The organism is Thermoanaerobaculia bacterium, assembly GCA_018057705.1.
Classification (GTDB): domain Bacteria; phylum Acidobacteriota; class Thermoanaerobaculia; order Multivoradales; family JAGPDF01; genus JAGPDF01.
The window spans coordinates 3,792-21,579 of sequence record JAGPDF010000079.1 but is presented as its reverse complement, the minus strand read 5'-3'; the positions used below and the strand labels follow the sequence as shown (position 1 = coordinate 21,579).

Genomic DNA, 17,788 nt, shown 5'->3' with positions numbered 1-17,788 from the left:
ATCTCGCCCGTTTGCACCTGCGCCGGGGCGACCTCGCCGCCGCCGAAGGGCAGGCGCGCGCGGCGCTGGCGCTGCGTCCGAACCAGGTGCTCGCCTGGCTCACCGTGGGCGATGTCGCCGCGCGCCGCGGTGACACTGCTGCCGCCGAGGCCGCCTTCCGCACCGCCATCGCCTGGGCGCCGCGGGAGAGCGCCGGCTACGACCGCCTGGTGCCCCTGCTGCGCACCGCCGGCCGGCCGGCCGAGGCCGACCAGTGGCAGGCCTGGTCCCCCGCCGCACGCTCTCCGGCACCCTGAGCCGCCTCACCTGCGCCTGAAGACTTCCGGCACGACGATCCGGAAATCCAGACATGCGGCGATGATTTCGACGTCGCCACCTACCGCCAATTGCCGGTGAGAGGGCTGGCCGGCAGCACCGTCGCAGTGGCCAGGGGTGTCTCGCCTGTCGTCCAGAGAAGCAGGCAGAAAATGAGCCGGCCTCTCCCCTGTCGAGGAGAGGCCGGCTGCCGAGACTGAAGTTGCGCCTGCCGGGCCTGCTAGTTTCCGATCGCCGTCCAGTTCACCCGCACTTCGACGGCTGAAGTCGACGCTCCGCCGTTGTTGCGGAGGCGCACATCGAAGGTGCTCGTGGTCACGTTCTCGATCGTCATGTCGAGCAGCGTCACGCCACTCGGCAGGCTGCCCCCCACGTCCTGGAGCGTGACCTGCACCACCGGCTCGGCCGCGAAGGCGTAGCCGAAGTTGATGGTCTGGAGGATCGACCCCGCCGGCGCGACGCCGGGGTTGGAAATGGTCGCCGTCTTGCCCGAGCGCAGCTTGAACGCCTGTCCGGCGCCGGACTGCAGATCCCCCCCGGCCACCAGGTTCTGACTTGCGGTCACGCTGCCCACGAAACTCGCCGGACCGCCGGGAAGCAATGCGCTCGCCGCCGGGACCTGGATCGCCGCACCAGCGAAGGCCGGCGGGAAGCCCAGCATCGAGTAGGCCACCGGACTTCCCGGCCCGTTCGCGACGCCGAACGCCGCTCCCGTGTTGAGCCCCACCAGCGTCAGGGTCACCGCGTCGGTCGACGACGTCACCACCGGCGACGTCGCCGCGCTGTTGATCGTCACCTCCGAGATGGACGCAGAGGCCGTGTTCTGAATCTCGACGTAGCCGTCGACCGACGTCGGCCCGAAGAGCCAGAGCCGGGCATCGCCGCTGGCGAGTGCCGCGCGACCGGCACCGATGGCGCGCAGATTCGTGCGGTAGGCCGAGAAACGGCTGGTCATGTCCGCAGTCGCCACGGCTACACCACCCACGCCGCCGGAAGCGGTCAGCACGCTGTCGTTGAAGATCAGCTGCGCACTGCCCGTCACCGTCGCCACGGCACCCGCGTCACCACGAGCGACCGAGCTCTGGAAGACCTCCAGAGTGCCGGCACCCGAAACCTGGATCCGGGGCGAACCGCTGCCGCCGATCTGGAAACCGATCACCGCGGCCCGGCCGGCGCCGCTGTAGCTGAGCGCGCCCGACAGCGTCGTCGAGTACGACAGGAAGCCGCTCTCGGCGACCAGATCGACACCGCTCGGGATCGTCAGATCGACCGCGTAGCTGCCGCTCTTGAAGAACACCGCCGAAGGCGGCGATGCACCCGCCGCGGTCAGCACATTCTGGATGTCGAGGGCGCTCATCGCGGAGTTGACGGTGAACTCCGTCGCCCCTTCCAGAGCGTCGATCTGCGTCTGCAAGGCCGACGAGGCCGCGAGGACCTCGGCGTCCGTCGCCATCAGGGGGTCGATCACGGCCGGATCGACCGTCCCGGTCGCGATCGCATCGCCGTTCAGATTCGTCAATGCGGCGCCGTTGCCGATGAAGCCGGCGGAGGTCAGCGTACCGGCCATCACATGGTTCCCGCTGGTTCGCACCAGATCCGCCGGCAGAATGCCGCCGATCGTCTGCGCATCGACATTGGCCAGGGCCGCGCCGTCACCCGAGAAGGCGGTGGCGGTGAGGGTACCCGTCATCGAGTCGCTCTGGTCCGAGCGCAGGAACTGCGCCGAATCCAGCGTGTCCAGCATGTCGGCATCGATGCCCGAAGCGCTGAAGGTCCCCGCGACGGTCAGGTTCCCCCCAACCGTCACGTTGCTCGACACCGCCACATCGCCCCGGAACGAGGCCGGGCCGCCGGGCGCCACGAAAGCCGTACCCGGCGAGCCGAACGTCGTGCCGGCATAGGCCGGCAGGAAGCCGAGCATCGCGTGCACGACGACGCTGCCGACAGCGTTGTTCACCGCCGGCGTCGCGCCGGTGATCAGGCCCGAGAGCGTCAGCGTGATGCCGTTGGGATTCGTCGACGTCGTGACGACCGGCGACGCTGCCATGTGGACCACGTTGACCTGGGAAACCGTACCCGTCGCGGTGCCGCTGTAGTCGATCTGACCGGTCACCGTCGCCGGTCCGAAAACGCTCGCGCTGCCGGACGACGCCGACAGGGCGCGCCCGCCGACCGCTTCCGTCAGGTTGGTGCGGTACGACTGGAACTGGCCGCTCGTGACCACCACGGTCGCCGCCCCGCCCGTTCCCGCCGTCGACCGGATCACCCCGTCGTTGACGATCAGCCGGCCGGTCGCTACCGTCGCCACAGGACCGACTGCCGTATTGTCGATCGACGTGCTGAAGATCTCGAGCGTTCCGCTGCCCGAAACATTGACCAGGCCGCCGACGTTACCCGTCGTGATGTAGAAGTTCGCCAGCGACGCCCGGCCGCTGCCGCTATACGTCACCGAACCCTGAAGCACCGTCGAATAGTTGAGGTTGCCACTCTCGGCCACCACATGGACCGAGTCGGTAAGGATCAAGTCCTCGCCGTAGGTGCCGGCCTTGACCACCACCGTTGCCGGCAGCGACTCCGCTGTAACGAACGCCTGCGCCGCCGCGATCGCCGAGCCGATCGATGCGAAGAACGGAGGTGCATCCGATCCCAGCGTCGGATCGACGACGAACTGGGCGCCACTCTCCAGGGCGTCGATCTGGATCTGCAGGGCCGACGAAGCCGCGAGAACCTCGGCGTCGGTCGCCATCAGGGGGTCGATCACCGTCGGATCGACCGTCCCGGTTGCGATCGCATCGCCGTTGAGATTCGTCAACGCGGCGCCGTCGCCAGAGAACGCCGTCGCGGTGAGCGTGCCCGTCAAGGTCGCGCTCTGGTCGGAGCGCAGGAACTGTGTGCTGTCCAGGCTGTCGAGCAGATCCGAGTTCGCTGCTGCGACCCCGGTCAACGCCGAGCCGTCGCCGATGAAGCCGGCCGACTGCAGGGTGCCGGTCATCGTCCAGTTGCCCGACGTCTGGACGATCTGAGTCGAATCGACACCATCGACCGTCTCGGCATCGACATTGGTCAGGGCCGCGCCGTCACCCGAGAAGGCGGTGGCGGTGAGGGTGCCCGTCATCGAGTCGCTCTGGTCCGAGCGCAGGAACTGCGCCGAATCCAGCGTGTCCAGCGTGTCGGCATCGATGCCCGAAGCGCTGAAGGTCCCCGCGACGGTCAGGTTCCCCCCAACCGTCACGTTGCTCGACACCGCCACATCGCCCCGGAACGAGGCCGGGCCGCCGGGCGCCACGAAAGCCGTACCCGGCGAGCCGAACGTCGTGCCGGCATAGGCCGGCAGGAAGCCGAGCATCGCGTGCACGACGACGCTGCCGACAGCGTTGTTCACCGCCGGCGTCGCGCCGGTGATCAGGCCCGAGAGCGTCAGCGTGATGCCGTTGGGATTCGTCGACGTCGTGACGACCGGCGACGCTGCCATGTGGACCACGTTGACCTGGGAAACCGTACCCGTCGCGGTGCCGCTGTAGTCGATCTGACCGGTCACCGTCGCCGGTCCGAAAACGCTCGCGCTGCCGGACGACGCCGACAGGGCGCGCCCGCCGACCGCTTCCGTCAGGTTGGTGCGGTACGACTGGAACTGGCCGCTCGTGACCACCACGGTCGCCGCCCCGCCCGTTCCCGCCGTCGACCGGATCACCCCGTCGTTGACGATCAGCCGGCCGGTCGCTACCGTCGCCACAGGACCGACTGCCGTATTGTCGATCGACGTGCTGAAGATCTCGAGCGTTCCGCTGCCCGAAACATTGACCAGGCCGCCGACGTTACCCGTCGTGATGTAGAAGTTCGCCAGCGACGCCCGGCCGCTGCCGCTATACGTCACCGAACCCTGAAGCACCGTCGAATAGTTGAGGTTGCCGCTCTCGGCCACCACATGGACGTAGTCTGGGATGACGAGATTCTCGTTGTAGGTCCCACCCTTGACCATGACCACGACCTGGCTGCTGCCGGTCGCCGCGGCTCCCGCCGCCACGAGTGCGTTCGCGATCGTGTCGTAGGTGGGGCCGGCGGGAGCTCCCGTCGCCGGATCGACGTAGAAGCGGGAGGCCCCTTCGAGGGCATCCAGCCGCGCGTCGAGTGCGGTATCCGCCCCGAGGAAGGCGGCGGAATCGATCCCATCGAGCAGGTCGGCATCGAGGAGGCTGCCGCTGCCGTCGGTAGCGAGCACCAGACCGAAGACCTCGCCGTCGCGCGTGACCAGGCTGTCGATCACCCCATCCGGAACCGGACCGCCCACCAGATTCGCCGCCGGCAGGCTGCTCAGCCCGGCGCCGCTGCCGGTGAAGGTCGAAGCTGCCACGCCGCCGGTACCGGCGTCGAGACTGATCGCGCCACCGACCGCGAGATTTCCGGACATCGTGTCGCCGGTGACGTTGACGTAGTCGCCGTCGGCGTCCGCGACGCGGGCGATCGCCGGGTCGATCCGGGGTTCGAGCACGATGCCCGTGGTGACCGCACCGCCATCGAGGTTGGTCAAGTCGCTGCCGTCGCCCGCAAACGTCGCTGCCGCCACCGCACCGGTACCGGCGTCGAGCGAGATCGAACCGCCGACGGTGAGGTTCCCCGTCATGGCGTCACCGGTCTCGTTGACGAAATCGCCGTCGACATCCGCCACGCGAGCGATCAACGGATCGATCCGCGGCTCGAGGACGATGCCCGAGGTGATCTCGTCGCCGTCGAGGTCGGCGAGCAGGCTGCCGTTGCCCACGAACGCGTCCGCGGTGACGACACCTTCACCGGCATCCGCACCGGTGACCAACAGCGTGCCGTCGACTTCGACCGTCGCCGTGGGTGGAGACAGAACCCAGTCGCGGTCCGTCGCGCTGCCGGCGGAACCGACCGAGAACGAGCCGAGATCGACGTTGGCGTCGCCTGCGACTTCCAGGTCGAAGGTGGGCTGCTCGAGCACCCAGTTGCGCGGCCCGATCCCGACGTTGCCGTCGTCCTCGAAGACGAAACCGGTTCCCAGCTCCCAGGGACTGGCAGGACCTGCGGGACCTTGCGGCCCGATCGGTCCGATGGGCCCCCCGGGGCCCCCGGGGCCGATGGGCCCGGCCGGACCCTGAGGTCCGGTCGCACCGTCATTGCCGTCGACACCATCCGCGCCTGGAGGCCCCACAAGAGAGTCGCCAACGGGCCAGAGCCCGCCACTCTTCGGACCGTAGAGGACATTCGCCGTGTAGTCGATGAAGTAGTCCCCGTCCTCGCCATCCAGCGGACCCGGAACACCGAGACCCGAAAGAATCGTGCGGCCGTCGAGGCCGTCCGCGCCGTCGAGGCCGTCGACTCCCGCCGGCCCCTGAGGCCCGATCGGACCGATCGGTCCCTGCAGACCGGTCGACCCCTGCGGCCCCATGGGACCCAGCGGGCCCTGCGGGCCGATGGCTCCAGTGGCGCCAGTCGCCCCCGTGGCTCCGGTCAATCCGATCGGACCCTGGGCACCGGTCGCACCGATCGGTCCCTGGGGGCCGGTCAGTCCGGTCGGCCCCGCCGGACCGGTCGGGCCGCCCGGCCCGGTCGGTCCCTGGGCACCCGCCGGGCCGATCGGACCCTGCGGTCCGGTCGAACCGGTGGCGCCCGTCGCACCCGCGGGGCCCGTCGCCCCGATCGGACCCACCATCGCTACGGGACCCGTGCCGCCCCAATCGCCTCCCGCCTTGGGTCCCCAGAGCTCGGAGTCGAGAGCGTTGATGAAGAAGTCGCCATCGACACCGACGCCGTTGTTCGGATCGGTGAGGCCGCTCCAGATCGTCCGGCCATCGACGCCGTCGATACCGTCGGTGCCGTCGGCACCTGACGGCCCGCTGGCTCCGATGGGACCGGTGAGCCCGATGGGGCCGATCGGACCCTGCGCTCCGGTCGCTCCGGTGAGGCCCGTCGGACCTTGCGGGCCGGTCGAACCCTGCGGTCCGGTGGAACCCTGAGGACCCGTAGGACCGATCGGACCTTGCGGTCCGGTGGAACCGGTGGCGCCAGTCGCGCCCGTCGCGCCGGTGGCGCCAGCGGGGCCCGTCGCCCCAATCGGTCCGATGAGGGCGACCGGGCCCGTCCCGAGCCAGCCGCCCAGCGTCTTCGGGCCCCAGAGCTCCGAATCGATGGTGTTGAGATAGAAGTCGCCGTCGACGCCGATGCCGTTGTTCGGATCGGTGAGACCGCTGAGAATCGTCCGCCCGTCGAGGCCATCCGCGCCAGCGGGACCGATGGGTCCACCCGGACCGATCGGACCCTGAATTCCCTGCGCGCCCGTCGCGCCGGTTGCGCCAGTCGCACCAGTGGCTCCGGTCGCGCCAGGCGCGCCATCCGGGCCGATCGGGCCTTGCGGACCCGTCGGGCCGGCGACTCCCTGGGGGCCCTGCGGCCCTACCAGAGGAGTGGGTCCGGTTCCCGACCACGAGCCTGCCAGCACGCTGCCCTTCGGGCCGTAGATCGCGTCCGCGACAGTGTCGAGGTAGAAGTCGCCGTCGCTGCCGAATCCGTCCCCGGGCGGGATCGTGCCGTTCAACACCGACTTGCCGGCCGCACCGGCGGGGCCTGCCGCACCCGCGGCTCCGGTCGTACCGGTGGCTCCCGTGGCACCGGCAGGACCGACCGCGCCGGCCGGTCCCTGCGCCCCCGTCGCACCGGGCACGCCCTGGACACCCTGCGGCCCGGCGACGCCCTGCGGGCCGACCAGGCTCACCGGGCCGGTGCTCGCCCAGCTGCCGGCGACGAAGAATCCCTTCGGGCCCCAGATCGAGTCGGTGTTGAGATCGATGTAGAAGTCACCGTCGACGCCGACCCCGATCGCCGGAATGCCCAGACCATTGAGCACCGTGCGGCCGGCCGCTCCCGGCGCGCCCGCGGGACCCGTTGCCCCTGTCGGTCCCGGCGGCCCCTCTGGTCCCGGAGGACCTTCGGCGCCTTGCAGGTCGATCGCGTCGAAACCGTCGATCTTGTCCGCGTTGATGGCGTAGGGCGTCGCGGTCACCTCCTGCAGCGGAGTGATCGTGACGTAGGTCGGGTTGCCGGTGGGGCGGACGCGAATCTCGATCCAGCGCGAGGGCCCGTCGAAAACATCGGCGCCGAAATCGACGATCACCGTGAAGCGCCCTTCGACCACCGGGACCGCGGCGTGCGTCGAGAGAACGCCGATCGACGTCGTCCCGCCGGCGTCGACGAAGGCCTCGAACTCGAAGTCATAGTCGCCGTTCGCCGGCGCTCCACCGTCGTACATCTGTCCCTGATAGGTGAACGAGGTCCCTTGTGCGATCGCAGCTCCGGCCGCCAGCATCCAGAGCACCACCGTCAAGAGCGTCTTCGCTGCCGCCGTCGCTCCGCCAGCCCGCAACCGTCGAACGATCGTCATCTGCGACCTCCTGAAGTCGTTGAGTATCTGAAACCGGACGCTGCTGGGCAGTGCCGGAAGTAGCAGCTCTCTAGTTGGCAACCGTCGCACTCCAGTAGGAGGCATTTCCGGTCTCGAAGTCGCCGCGGAAGACGTTCACCCGATCCGCCGGCCAGAACCCGCCGTGCAGCTCGATCGCTCCGGCGCTGCCCACTCCGGAGTCCGGCTGACCGATCGCCCCTTGCAGGCGGAAGCGGCCTCCGGATCCGGATCCCGCACCGCCGCCACCGTCGATGGAGAAGAAGGGAATCGAGAGAGCTCCGAGACCGAATTCTTGCTGCAGGAAAGCGAGGAGATTCCCGCCATCGAGCATCGTGATCGAAGACAACGCGGCGCCGGAGCGAATTGCCTCCTCCTGTTCGGGAGAGATCCGGGCCAAGCCGGCGCGAACGACCGGGTCGAGGGTCGCGACGAGTCGCGGATCGATTGTCTCCAGACGTTCCAGCGCCGACCCTGGCGGGGCCGCGGCGCTCGCTGCAGCGACCCACCCCAAGGTGAAGAGTCCCATCGCCACTGCCCAACGTCGAAGGCTCATGCCTACCTCCCGTTTGCGTAAGCGCGCGGAGCGCAAAGCGCCGCACCTCTTACGATCCGATCCTTGAAGATCCAACTGTCGAGAACTTTCGGTCTGCAGGCTAGAACGCCAGTCCTGTGGCTGTCGTCCCCCGATCGGGTGAGATCCGGCAGGCGGCAAGAGGATGACGGGATGTTCGTTACTCCCACCGCACCCCCGCCGCTCCGGTGAGGAGGAGGCGGACGAGGTCGGCCTGGCGGGTGGTGCCGACTTTGGCGAAGACGTGTTTGAGGTGGGTGCGGACGGTTTCGCGTTTGAGGCCGAGGTGAGTCGCGGCTTCGTCGATGCCGCTGCCGCGGAGGACTTCGCCGGCGACTCGCGATTCGGCAGCGGTGAGGCCGTAGAGCCGCTGGAGGACCGAGGCCGGGGTCTCCGAGGCGTGGTCGGCGTCGGAGAGGAAGAGCGCCATCGCGGCGCCGCCCTGGGCGAGGTCGAGGCCGTCGAGCGACACGGCGAGAATGTCGAGCGGCGGGCGCTCGGCGTTGCGCGGGGCGCGCAGGAGCTCCGAGGCGAGGCGGCGGGGTTCGGTCCCGGTCTCGTGCTGGCGCTCGCGCAGCACGCGCAGCCGCTTCTCGAGCTCCGGGTCGGCGAACTCCAGGCGGTCGACGAGCAACGTGACGCCGCACTCCGACCCGAGCCGGCGGCGCGCCGCCGGATTGAGATGCGCGACGCGGCCTTCGCCGTCGAGGATCACCACGCCCATCGCCATCCGGTCGAGCGCTGCGGAGGCGAGGTGGCCGCGCGCTTCGGCCCGCGCCAGCGCCCGGGCGAGAACCCGCGAACGCACGATGTGCCGTCCGAGCATGCGCACGAAGTCGCGCTCTTCGGGACCGAACGGAGCGCGTTCGAAGACCAGCCGCAACCCTTCGTCGCCGCCGAGATCCACTGCGGCGTCGCCCGGTGGATCGCCGGCCCATTCGGAGGTCGCAGGGGCTCCCGAGCCAGCTCCGCCGGCCGAGCCAGGCGAACCAGCCCCGCCAACCCCCCCAGCCGTTATTCCGTAGCCCCCTCCCGGAACCGGGAGGTCGCTCGCTGCGACGATCCGCGAACGGCCGGTCTCGGTGGCGAGCAGCCAGCAGCGCCTGGCGCCCAACGCCGAGGCCAGGACGCGCGTCACTTCGTGCCAGCCGCGGGCTTCGAGGCCGGCGGAGTAGATCCAGTCGGCGAGCTCGAGCGAGCGCGGCACCGAGGCCGCGATTGCCGTCGCGGCCGACTGCTCCGCCGCGTCGAGCGCCGCCAGCGCTCCCCGCCCGTCCGCACCCGGCTCGTCTGGTCGCTTCGTCAGATAGATCTTTCGCATGGCTGACTGCACCATGAGCACAACCTGAGCCAGCTCGAGAAGCGAGACCAACCGTTGCAAATATGAGACTTAGCAACCTCTACTGGCAGATTCTGGGGTGGCAAATGCGTGTCTGCCACACACACGTGTGCGCGCAGCACAGATCGCTCCGGGGCAGGGGCGGCATCTTCCTCGCCGCGTCGTCGAGAAGGATCGAGCGTCCTCGCGCTTGCCACCGACTCCGCTCGAAACGCACCTCTACGGCGTTCACGTCCTGGCTTCGAGCTGTCTGCTCCTGTCAGCGGACTGTGGCGCTAGAATCCCCTCGGTGACCTCTGCTTCCGACCTTTCCGCTGGCACGGACACGAAGTCGGCAGAGACCCGTCTGCGGGTTGCGCTCGACCTCGTCGAAGCCGGCCTCGAGATTCACTGGTGGCGCCTTCGACGTGAGCATCCGGAGGCGACCGATGCAGAGATCGACGCTCTCCAGGCGGCATGGCTGCGCGCTCCGCGCGGGGATGCCGGGCGACCCTCGACCCGTCCGAGCTCTGCCACCGCGGCGTGAGCCATATCCTCCGTCTGCTCGCCCGGGTCGCCGTCGATCTCGATCAGATCGGAGATCCGTGGGCCCTGGTGGGCGGCCTCGCTGTCGGTGCTCGCGCCCGACCCCGATTCACCCAGGACATCGACTTGGCCGTCGCGGTCGACTCCGATCACAGTGCGGAGCGGGTCGTTGCAGCGCTGCGAAAGCGCGACTACGAGCTCGATACCCTCCTGGAACAGGAGCAGAGGGGCAGAATTGGCACCGTCCGAATGCTCCCCCCGGGTGCGGCGACGAACTCTCTCCTCGTCGACCTCCTGTTCGCGGCCTGCGGAGTCGAGGTCGAGATTGCAGCGGCCGCTGAACGCATGCGGCTGGCGCGCGACCTCGATCTACCGGTCGCGCGGACAGGACACCTGGTCGCGATGAAGCTCCTTTCGCATGATCAGCAGCGTCGTCCGGCTGATTTGGACGACCTCCGCGTCCTCGTGGAGGCTTGCGACGCCCGGGAGCTCGAAAGGGCGCGCACCGCCGTGCGAGCGATCGTCGAGCGCGGATTCCACCGTGGCCGGGATCTAGAGGGCGACCTAGACGCCTGGATCCAGCGCCGGACCGCGGCACCCTGAGGCGGTCGCCTCTCTACCGCTGACCCACGGAGGCCGTCCGCGAGGACGGTCGAGCCTCAGCCGATGTGCAGCGCGACTTCGCCGCTCGCGGCGTTGGCGTCGGCGGCGAGCGCTTCGAGCCGGGCGGCGACCGCGGCGGCGTCGCGCATCCTGCGGCGCGCGTCCGGGTGCAAGAGCTCGGCGAGCAGCGCCGCGACGCCGGTGCGCAGGGGCGCGCTGGCGAGCACCTCCGGCGAGGTGTCGAGGCGGGCGATGGCGAGCGCCATCTGCAGCGTCGGCTGTCCCTCGCCCCAGGGCAGGTGGCCGATGAGCGCTTCGAAGAGCACGACGCCCAGTGACCAGAGGTCGCTCGCTTCGTCCACCGACTCCGAGCGCAGGATCTCGGGCGCCATGTACGGCAGCGTGCCGACCATCGTCGCCGCCTCGGTGAGCGTCGTGCGCGCCGCGCCGCGCGCCAGGCCGAAATCGAGCAGAACGAAGCGGCCGTCGGGCAGACACATGATGTTGCCCGCGGTGACGTCGCGGTGGATCACCCCGTGCATGTGCAGCGCGGCCAGTGCCGACGCGATCTGGGCGCCCATCTGCAGCGCCCGGCGCTCCGAGAGCTTGCGCCGGGTCAGGCGCTGCGCCAGCGTGTCGCCCGGCAGCAGCTCCATCGCGAGATAGAGCCGCCCGCCGTGCTCACCGCGCTCGAGCAGCCGGACGATGCCCGGATGCTGAATCGCCGCGACGATCTCGCCCTCCCCTTCCAGACGCTTGCGCGCCGTCGGATCGGCGGTCTGCTCGGGAAAGAGGATCTTCACCGCGGCGGGGGTGCCGTCGTGCACGTTCACGGCGCGATAGACCTCGCCCATGCCGCCGGCGCCGATGCGCTCGATGAGCTGGTAGGCGCCGATCTTCTGCGCCGACTGACGGACGATCTCGGCCAGAGGCAGGCGAATCTCGGGCAGCAGCAGCCATTGATCCCGCTCCACCCGCAATTCCGTCGAGGCCTCGCCCGCGGGCGCGCCGCGCGACAGGATGCGCTCGGCCACCAGCCGGGCGATCGCCGCGTCGATGCGCGCCGTCGTGCCCGGCGACACGCTGAAGACCGACTCCAGGGCCTGGCGCACTTCGCTGTCCGTCACCGTGCCGGCGTAGCCGTGGCGCGCCACGGTCGCGAAGACCAGCCGCGCCGGGAGGTCGAGCTGAAGCCACTCGCCGCGGGCCTCCGAGACGTGCCGCCAGCGCGTCGCCTCCTGCGCCTGCCAGGCGCCCTCGAGCGCCATCGCCGCCTGCGCGGCGAGCGCCGAGAGCTGCGCGAGATCCTCTTCCCGCCCGTGGCGGGCGCGCTCGCCCCCGACCGCCAGAAGGCCGAACGCGGTCTCTCCCGAGACCAGCGGGACTGCGAGCAGGAGGCCCGCGCGATAGAGCGCGCCCAGCGGACCCGCGGCGTTCGCCGCGTCCATCATCGCCTCCGCGAGACGCAGCGGCCGCCGCCAGTCGGCGAAGAGCTCCGCCGTGCCCTCCGGGTCGAGCTCGAGCTCCGTGTCGAGCCGCGCCGCGATGCGCTGGACCGCCCGCCCCTCGCGCGCCGCGAGGACCAGCCGCGGCGCCTCCCCCCAACGCGCGACGAGAGCGCGCTCGAGCTGGCGGCCGATCTCTTCCGGCTCGAGCACCCCGGCTACGCTGCGGCTGAAATCGACCATGCCCTCGAGCTCCATAGCCCGGCGTCGGAGCTGGCTCACTCGGGTGCGCTGAACGGCGAGCCCGACCGCCACGAGCGCGAGCGCCATGACCCCGAAGAACCAGGGACGCCGCCAGTGGGGTGTCGCGATCGAGACCGGGAGACTCGCTGCGGCGCCCCAGTTTTCGCCGTCGAGTGAGGCCTCGACTGTAAAAAGGTGCGCGCCCGCGGGCACCGCGGGGTATTCGGCGAGGCGACGCGAGCCGGCGTCGATCCAGTCACGGTCGACGCCACCGAGGCGATAGCGAAATCGGAGCCGGTTGGGCGCGCGAAAGTGAAACCCGGTGTAGTTGAGCTCGAGACGATAGGCGCCCGGGCGCAAAGCGATCGGCCGCTCGAGACCGACGCGTTCCCCGTCGATGCGGACTTCTTCGATACGAGCGGTCGGGCGGGGAACCGGTTCGATGATCGCGGGATCAACGACGACGGCACCCTTCATGGAAGCGAACCAGAGTCTGCCGTCGCTTGCCCGGATTCCGGCATTGCCGTTGCCACCCTCGAAGGTCGCCGAGGCGAGACCGTCCTCGACACCGAACCGGCGATAGCGCACCTTCGGAGCCACGCCGGCGAAATAGGCGTCGAGATCGGTATGCGCCATGCGATAGAGACCGCGCGCGCACGAGACCCACAGGTACCCGAGACCGTCATCGACGATCGCCCAGGCGGTATCGTCGAAGAGGCCGTCCTGCCTGCGCAGCAGGCGGAACTCACCGTCGTGGTACCGCACGATGCCACCCTCGAGAGTCCCGAACCAGAGGTCGCCGCGCGAGTCCTCGGTGGCGCTCATGAAGAGTTGGTGAAGCGGCTCGACCGGCGTCGAATGGCGCACGACCGAACCGTCGACCTTGACTTCGAACAGCCCGCCCTTCGCCGCCGCCCAGATGCTCCCGCGCTGGTCCTCGAGCAACGCGAAAACGATGACGGTGTCGAACCAGAAGCCGGAGGAGCGGTCACCGACGAACCGGTAGAGCGGCGCCTGCGTCGTCGAGTCGAGCGCCGCGCCGGCCCAGATAGCGCCATCCCTCGCGCGGAGGAGCGAGAACACTCCGACGCCGGGCATATTGCGGAGATGGGGACTCTTCCGGATTCTGCCATCGCTCCATCGCGCGAGGCCGGCGTGCGTCCCCAGCATCAGTCCACCTTGGCCGTCCGTCGCAATCGCATAGAACCAGTTGTACGCTCGCTGGGCGGCGGGCGGTTGTGGCTGTCGAAACCAGCTCACCCCGGTCCCCGAGATCCGGTTCAACCCATCGGTCGTCCCCACCCAGATCGTGCCGTCGTCGCCCTCGAGCAGGGTACGGGCGCCATCACTCGAAAGCCCCTCTGAGGTTGACCAGGACGCCATCGGCCCGTCCGAGAGGCGCATCAGCCCGTGCGTCCAGCTACCCAGCCAGAGATTGCCTTCACTATCCTCCAACATGGGACCGAACCGTCCGAGAGCCGCCGGGTGCTGCGGCGCGAAAACCTCCACCCGGTCACCCTTGGCCCGGGCGGTGCCACCGGACGGATACAGTCCGATCCAGCTGACGCGATCCGAGTCGACCAGGACGTTTCCCCCCGCTCCTACCCCGGTTGGCAACTGCAGCGGCTGTCGCTCCCAGTGCCCGCTCCGCCAGGTCCATCCGATCAGGGAAGTGAAGGTCGAAACCTCTCCTTCGGCGTTGAGCCAGATCTTCGAAGGCTCACCCTGGTCGGCGCGCCCGGGCCTGTTCACCGTCTCGAAGGCGCCTGGGGTCCGTTCCGTCATCACCCTGCCGTCGGTCATCCGGAGCCAGATCGCGCCCTTGCCATCGAACGTCGCTGACGACACACTGGGCTTTTCGACGCCGAGCACCATGACGTCCTTGGCGTCACCGTTGCGCCTCCACAATCCACCCAGGCCGGCAACCCACAAGCCTCGTGCATCCTCGCCGATCCAATGAACGGACCTCTCCATCGAGTCGACTTCGACGAAGGCGCCGTCTTCGAACTTGACCAGTCCCGAGCCCGCGAAACCTACCCAGAGGGCACCGCGCCGGTCGACGAACAGAGAGCGAATCTCGTTGAGCTTGAAGGCGGGAGTATTCGAACGATCGAAGACGACGAATCGGCTGCCGTCGAAGCGTGCGAGGCCCTCGGTCGTTCCGACCCAGAGATAGCCGTCCGGTGTCTGGGCGATGACGGCGATCGACATCGAAGGCAGCCCCTCGGCCGTTCCCCAGACCTGGGAGCGATATTGAGACAGGAGACGCTGCGGGTCGAGCGCCCACCCGCCCGCTGCGACGAGCAGAGCCCAGGCCAGCACCAGCGGGAGCGCGAGCCGGGCTCGAATCAAATCCGACCCTCGGCAATCACCTTGCGCACCGTGAGGCCGGCACGCCGAAGAACCCACTGCAGGCTGTCGCGCGAGATGCCGAGCACGCGTGCCGCCTCTTCGGCCGAGCCGTGGCGCAGGAGCGCACGGCGCACCGCGGTGATGTCGACTTTGTCGTCCTCGCGCACCGCTTCGAGCTCGCCGTCCAGGCCCAGCTGGCGCAGACGCAGGCGCAGCGTCGAGGCCGGGACCGTGGCGCCCTGGACGGCGAACGCCCGCAGAACCTCCGGGTCTTCGGCGATCCGCGCGACGACCGCACGATGCTCGACGATCTTGCGCCGCAGGAGCGCCGCGAGGGCCGAGGCCGGGCTCTCCTCCGCGCCGCCGGCTGGCGCGCCGTCCGCAGACGCGGGCGGGCGCCGCAGCGGCTCGAACATGAGCATCGAGCACGCCAGCCGGGTCGTCCCCGCCGGGGCGAGCAGGACCGAACGATTCACCGCGTGCTCCAGCCCGCGGAGGTTTCCGGCGACCGACCAGTCGTGATCGATGAGGGCGGAGTACGACTCTTCGGCGAAGCCGCCGATCTCGGGCCGCGCAAAGCGCTGCCGGGCGGCGCGCAGGAAGAGGTCGGCGAAACCGCGGATGTCGGCCCGGCGGCGGTCGAGCGTCGGCACCCGGACGCTGATCTCGGCCAGGCGCCAGTAGAGATCCTCCCGGAAACGTCCCAGCCGGATGAGCTCGTCCAGATCCTGATTCGCTGCCGCGACCACCTGCACGTCGACCTGGCGCTCTTCCGACGAGCCGAGCGGCGAGAAACGCCCGGTCTGGATGAGCCGCAGGAGGCGCTGCTGAAGCTCGATCGGCAGGGCTCCGATCTCGTCGAGCAAGAGCGTGCCGCCGTCGGCGAGCTCGGCTTTGCCGAGGCGCCCTTCGGCCGGCGCCGAGAAGCCGGACTTCTTCGCGAAGCCGAAGAGCTCCGCCCCGAGGCCCTCGGCGGAGGTCACCTGCCCGCAGTCGAGCACCACGAACGGCCCGCAACCGCGCGTCGACTCGTAGTGAAAGGCGCGCGCGAGGTGAGTCTTGCCCGTGCCGGTCGGTCCGAGCAGCAACACCCCGACCTTGCCGGCGCGGGCGGCGCGCCGCAGAGGCTCGAGCACTTCGGCGGTGAAACCGGGATCGCGCGACTCGTAGTGCCCCAGGCGGTAGGCCTCGGCCGCGGCGCCGCGCACGAGCTCGACTTCGCCTTCCGCCCGCGAGAGCTTGCGCTCGACCTGCCCGAGCTGCCGAAGGAGCGAGAGGTTGCGCTCGGCGACCGCCGCGAGATCGCGCACCAGCTCGACGTCGGCGGCGTCGAAAGGCCGGTCGCTTCCCCGCCGGTCAGCGTACAGGCAGCCTCCGAAGCGGCGTTCGGGGGGCCCGGGGCCGGCATCGGGGGGGGCATCGGGGCCGGCATCCGGTCCGGAAACGGGGTGAGCCCGGGCCTCGCCGCCCCAGAACCAGATCGGCACCGCGAGGACACTGCGCAGGTCGTGCGCGGTGGCGCTCTTCGATCGCAGCAGGTGGGGCAACTCTTCGAGCGAAAGTGCCGCCTCGCCCGTGGCCCGCACGCGCTCGAGCACGGAGAGCGAAGCGACCAGGCGGATCGTCTCGCCGGCGACCGCCTCCCCGTCGTGGGTGCGCGCCGTCCAGGCGGAGGTCTCGGTGGCCAGGGGGTCGTGCAGGGCGACGAGGGCGGTGTGCGCGCCGAGCGCCTCCCGCGCCATCTGGGCGGTCTCCGAAAGCGCCCGCACCCAGTCCGCGCCCGTGAGGAAATCGCGCCGCAGCAGGCCGCGAAGGCTCTCGAGCTGACGCTGCGCCACCCCGGAGACCGGGATCCTGTCCGTCGATTCGAGAGTCATCGCTGCAGGAAGTCTAACGAGGCGCCAGCCGGGAGGATAGCCGTACCGCCCTTCGCGGCAACGTCGACGCATCCTCGCGGGCGAAGTTGTAGTCTCCGGGTCGGCCAACGAAGACCCGGAATGTCCGCTCCTCCCCATCCCGCCGCGCCGGTTCCCTCCCGGGCGACCCTCTACGCCCCCCTGGACGGCCGTCGGCGGGCCCTCGGTTGGGCCACCCTCGCCCTCGTCGTGCTGCTCCTCGTCGCCGGGACGAACAAAGGCGACTTCCCGGAGCCCTCCGGGATCGATCCGGCGCTGCTCCAGGATCCGCTCCAGGGCTTCACGGAGCGCGAGCCCTTCGAGATGAGCCATGAGGGCCGGACGGTTCGGGTTCGGCCGGTGGCCGAGTACCATCTCTGGGGCCTGGTCGTGAGCCACAACGACATCGAGAGTGTCGCGGACATCTACCACGACAGCTCGTCCATCGACACGAAGGACCTCTGTGTGGTGTGGGGGAGCAACCTCGAATCGGGCGAGCTCGGCAGGGTCTCGTTCGAAAGCGGTCCCTGGACCTGCTACTACCGCTATCCGGAGGGCGTCCGGTTCGCGGGCTCGAAGATGTCGAACAACCACATGATCACGGACCGGGAGAGTCTTCGTTCCGACCTCGAGAAGATCCGCATCGGAGACCAGATCCGGGTCAGAGGCGCTCTGGTCCACTATCAACTCGACGACTGGCAGGACTTCTGGCGAGCCTCGAGCACCGAGCGGACCGACTCCGGAAACGGCGCCTGCGAGGTCATCTTCTTCGACGAGATCGAAATCCTCGTGCGCGGCACGCCGCTCTGGTACCTCCTGTGGAACGCCACGCTCCTGCTGCTCGCCCTCGTCCCGGTGATCTACGTGCACTCGATCTGGATCGACGCGAAACGCCTCGCCGAAGCCGCCCGCCGCAAGCCCGCCTACGACGGCAGAGCGCCGGAGATCTGGCCCGAGAAAATCCGAGCTTCCTAGCGAGGCCGCGAGCGGGACGGCCGTCCGGCGGCGCGACGCGGCTTGGACCGCGTCGCGCCCGCTGAACCTCCGCCTCTAGTGGTCCGGGGTGTGGACCGGGAGCGCCAT

At 69.7% G+C, this 17,788-nt stretch carries 9 protein-coding genes; 4 read left to right on the top strand and 5 right to left on the bottom strand.

Annotated features, from left to right (window positions below; genetic code table 11):
* A partial coding sequence (locus KBI44_18055; GenBank protein MBP9146388.1) for a tetratricopeptide repeat protein occupies positions 1–296 on the top strand: 296 nt, incomplete at its 5' end.
* 239 nt (positions 297–535) lie between these two features.
* On the opposite strand, the gene KBI44_18050 is transcribed toward KBI44_18055, so the two are convergent.
* The 3 genes from KBI44_18050 to KBI44_18040 all read right to left on the bottom strand — a co-directional run bounded on the left by KBI44_18050 (position 536) and on the right by KBI44_18040 (position 9,624).
* Positions 536–7,711 carry a hypothetical protein gene (locus tag KBI44_18050; protein ID MBP9146387.1) on the bottom strand — a complete coding sequence of 2,392 codons (7,176 nt, stop codon included), beginning with the start codon at positions 7,709–7,711 and terminating at the stop codon, positions 536–538.
* A gap of 70 nt (positions 7,712–7,781) precedes the next feature.
* Entirely contained in the window at positions 7,782–8,285 is a 504-nt protein-coding gene (locus tag KBI44_18045; GenBank protein ID MBP9146386.1) for a hypothetical protein, read from the bottom strand.
* A 178-nt stretch (positions 8,286–8,463) separates the two neighbouring features.
* Positions 8,464–9,624: a helix-turn-helix transcriptional regulator gene (locus tag KBI44_18040; GenBank protein MBP9146385.1), complete on the bottom strand. Its 1,161-nt coding sequence runs from the start codon at positions 9,622–9,624 to the stop codon at positions 8,464–8,466.
* A gap of 307 nt (positions 9,625–9,931) precedes the next feature.
* On the opposite strand from KBI44_18040, the gene KBI44_18035 reads away from it, so the two are divergent.
* Both KBI44_18035 and KBI44_18030 read left to right on the top strand, forming a co-directional pair.
* A complete protein-coding gene (locus KBI44_18035) occupies positions 9,932–10,168 on the top strand; it encodes a hypothetical protein (protein MBP9146384.1) in 237 nt (78 codons plus the stop codon).
* Positions 10,165–10,770, top strand: a complete 606-nt coding sequence (locus tag KBI44_18030; protein MBP9146383.1) for a nucleotidyl transferase AbiEii/AbiGii toxin family protein — start codon at positions 10,165–10,167, stop codon at positions 10,768–10,770. The genes KBI44_18035 and KBI44_18030 overlap by 4 nt, the downstream gene beginning before the upstream one ends.
* Positions 10,771–10,826: 56 nt before the next feature.
* Here the strand turns inward: KBI44_18030 and KBI44_18025 are convergent, their stop codons facing one another.
* Both KBI44_18025 and KBI44_18020 read right to left on the bottom strand, forming a co-directional pair.
* Positions 10,827–14,810 carry a protein kinase gene (locus KBI44_18025; protein MBP9146382.1) on the bottom strand — a complete coding sequence of 1,328 codons (3,984 nt, stop codon included), beginning with the start codon at positions 14,808–14,810 and terminating at the stop codon, positions 10,827–10,829.
* Positions 14,807–16,687, bottom strand: a complete 1,881-nt coding sequence (locus KBI44_18020; protein ID MBP9146381.1) for a sigma-54-dependent Fis family transcriptional regulator — start codon at positions 16,685–16,687, stop codon at positions 14,807–14,809. Before KBI44_18020 ends, KBI44_18025 begins: the two co-directional genes overlap by 4 nt.
* A 120-nt stretch (positions 16,688–16,807) precedes the next feature.
* On the opposite strand from KBI44_18020, the gene KBI44_18015 reads away from it, so the two are divergent.
* Entirely contained in the window at positions 16,808–17,680 is an 873-nt protein-coding gene (locus tag KBI44_18015; GenBank protein MBP9146380.1) for a hypothetical protein, read from the top strand.
* The last annotated feature ends 108 nt before the right edge of the window (positions 17,681–17,788 follow it).

Excerpts from the sequence above, each read along its gene's own strand:
- KBI44_18050 (MBP9146387.1), bottom strand. The coding sequence starts at position 7,711 with ATGACGATCGTTCGACGGTTGCGGGCTGGCGGAGCGACGGCGGCAGCG.
- KBI44_18045 (MBP9146386.1), bottom strand. The coding sequence starts at position 8,285 with ATGAGCCTTCGACGTTGGGCAGTGGCGATGGGACTCTTCACCTTGGGG.
- KBI44_18040 (MBP9146385.1), bottom strand. The coding sequence starts at position 9,624 with ATGCGAAAGATCTATCTGACGAAGCGACCAGACGAGCCGGGTGCGGAC.
- KBI44_18020 (MBP9146381.1), bottom strand. The coding sequence starts at position 16,687 with ATGACTCTCGAATCGACGGACAGGATCCCGGTCTCCGGGGTGGCGCAG.
- KBI44_18015 (MBP9146380.1), top strand. The coding sequence starts at position 16,808 with ATGTCCGCTCCTCCCCATCCCGCCGCGCCGGTTCCCTCCCGGGCGACC.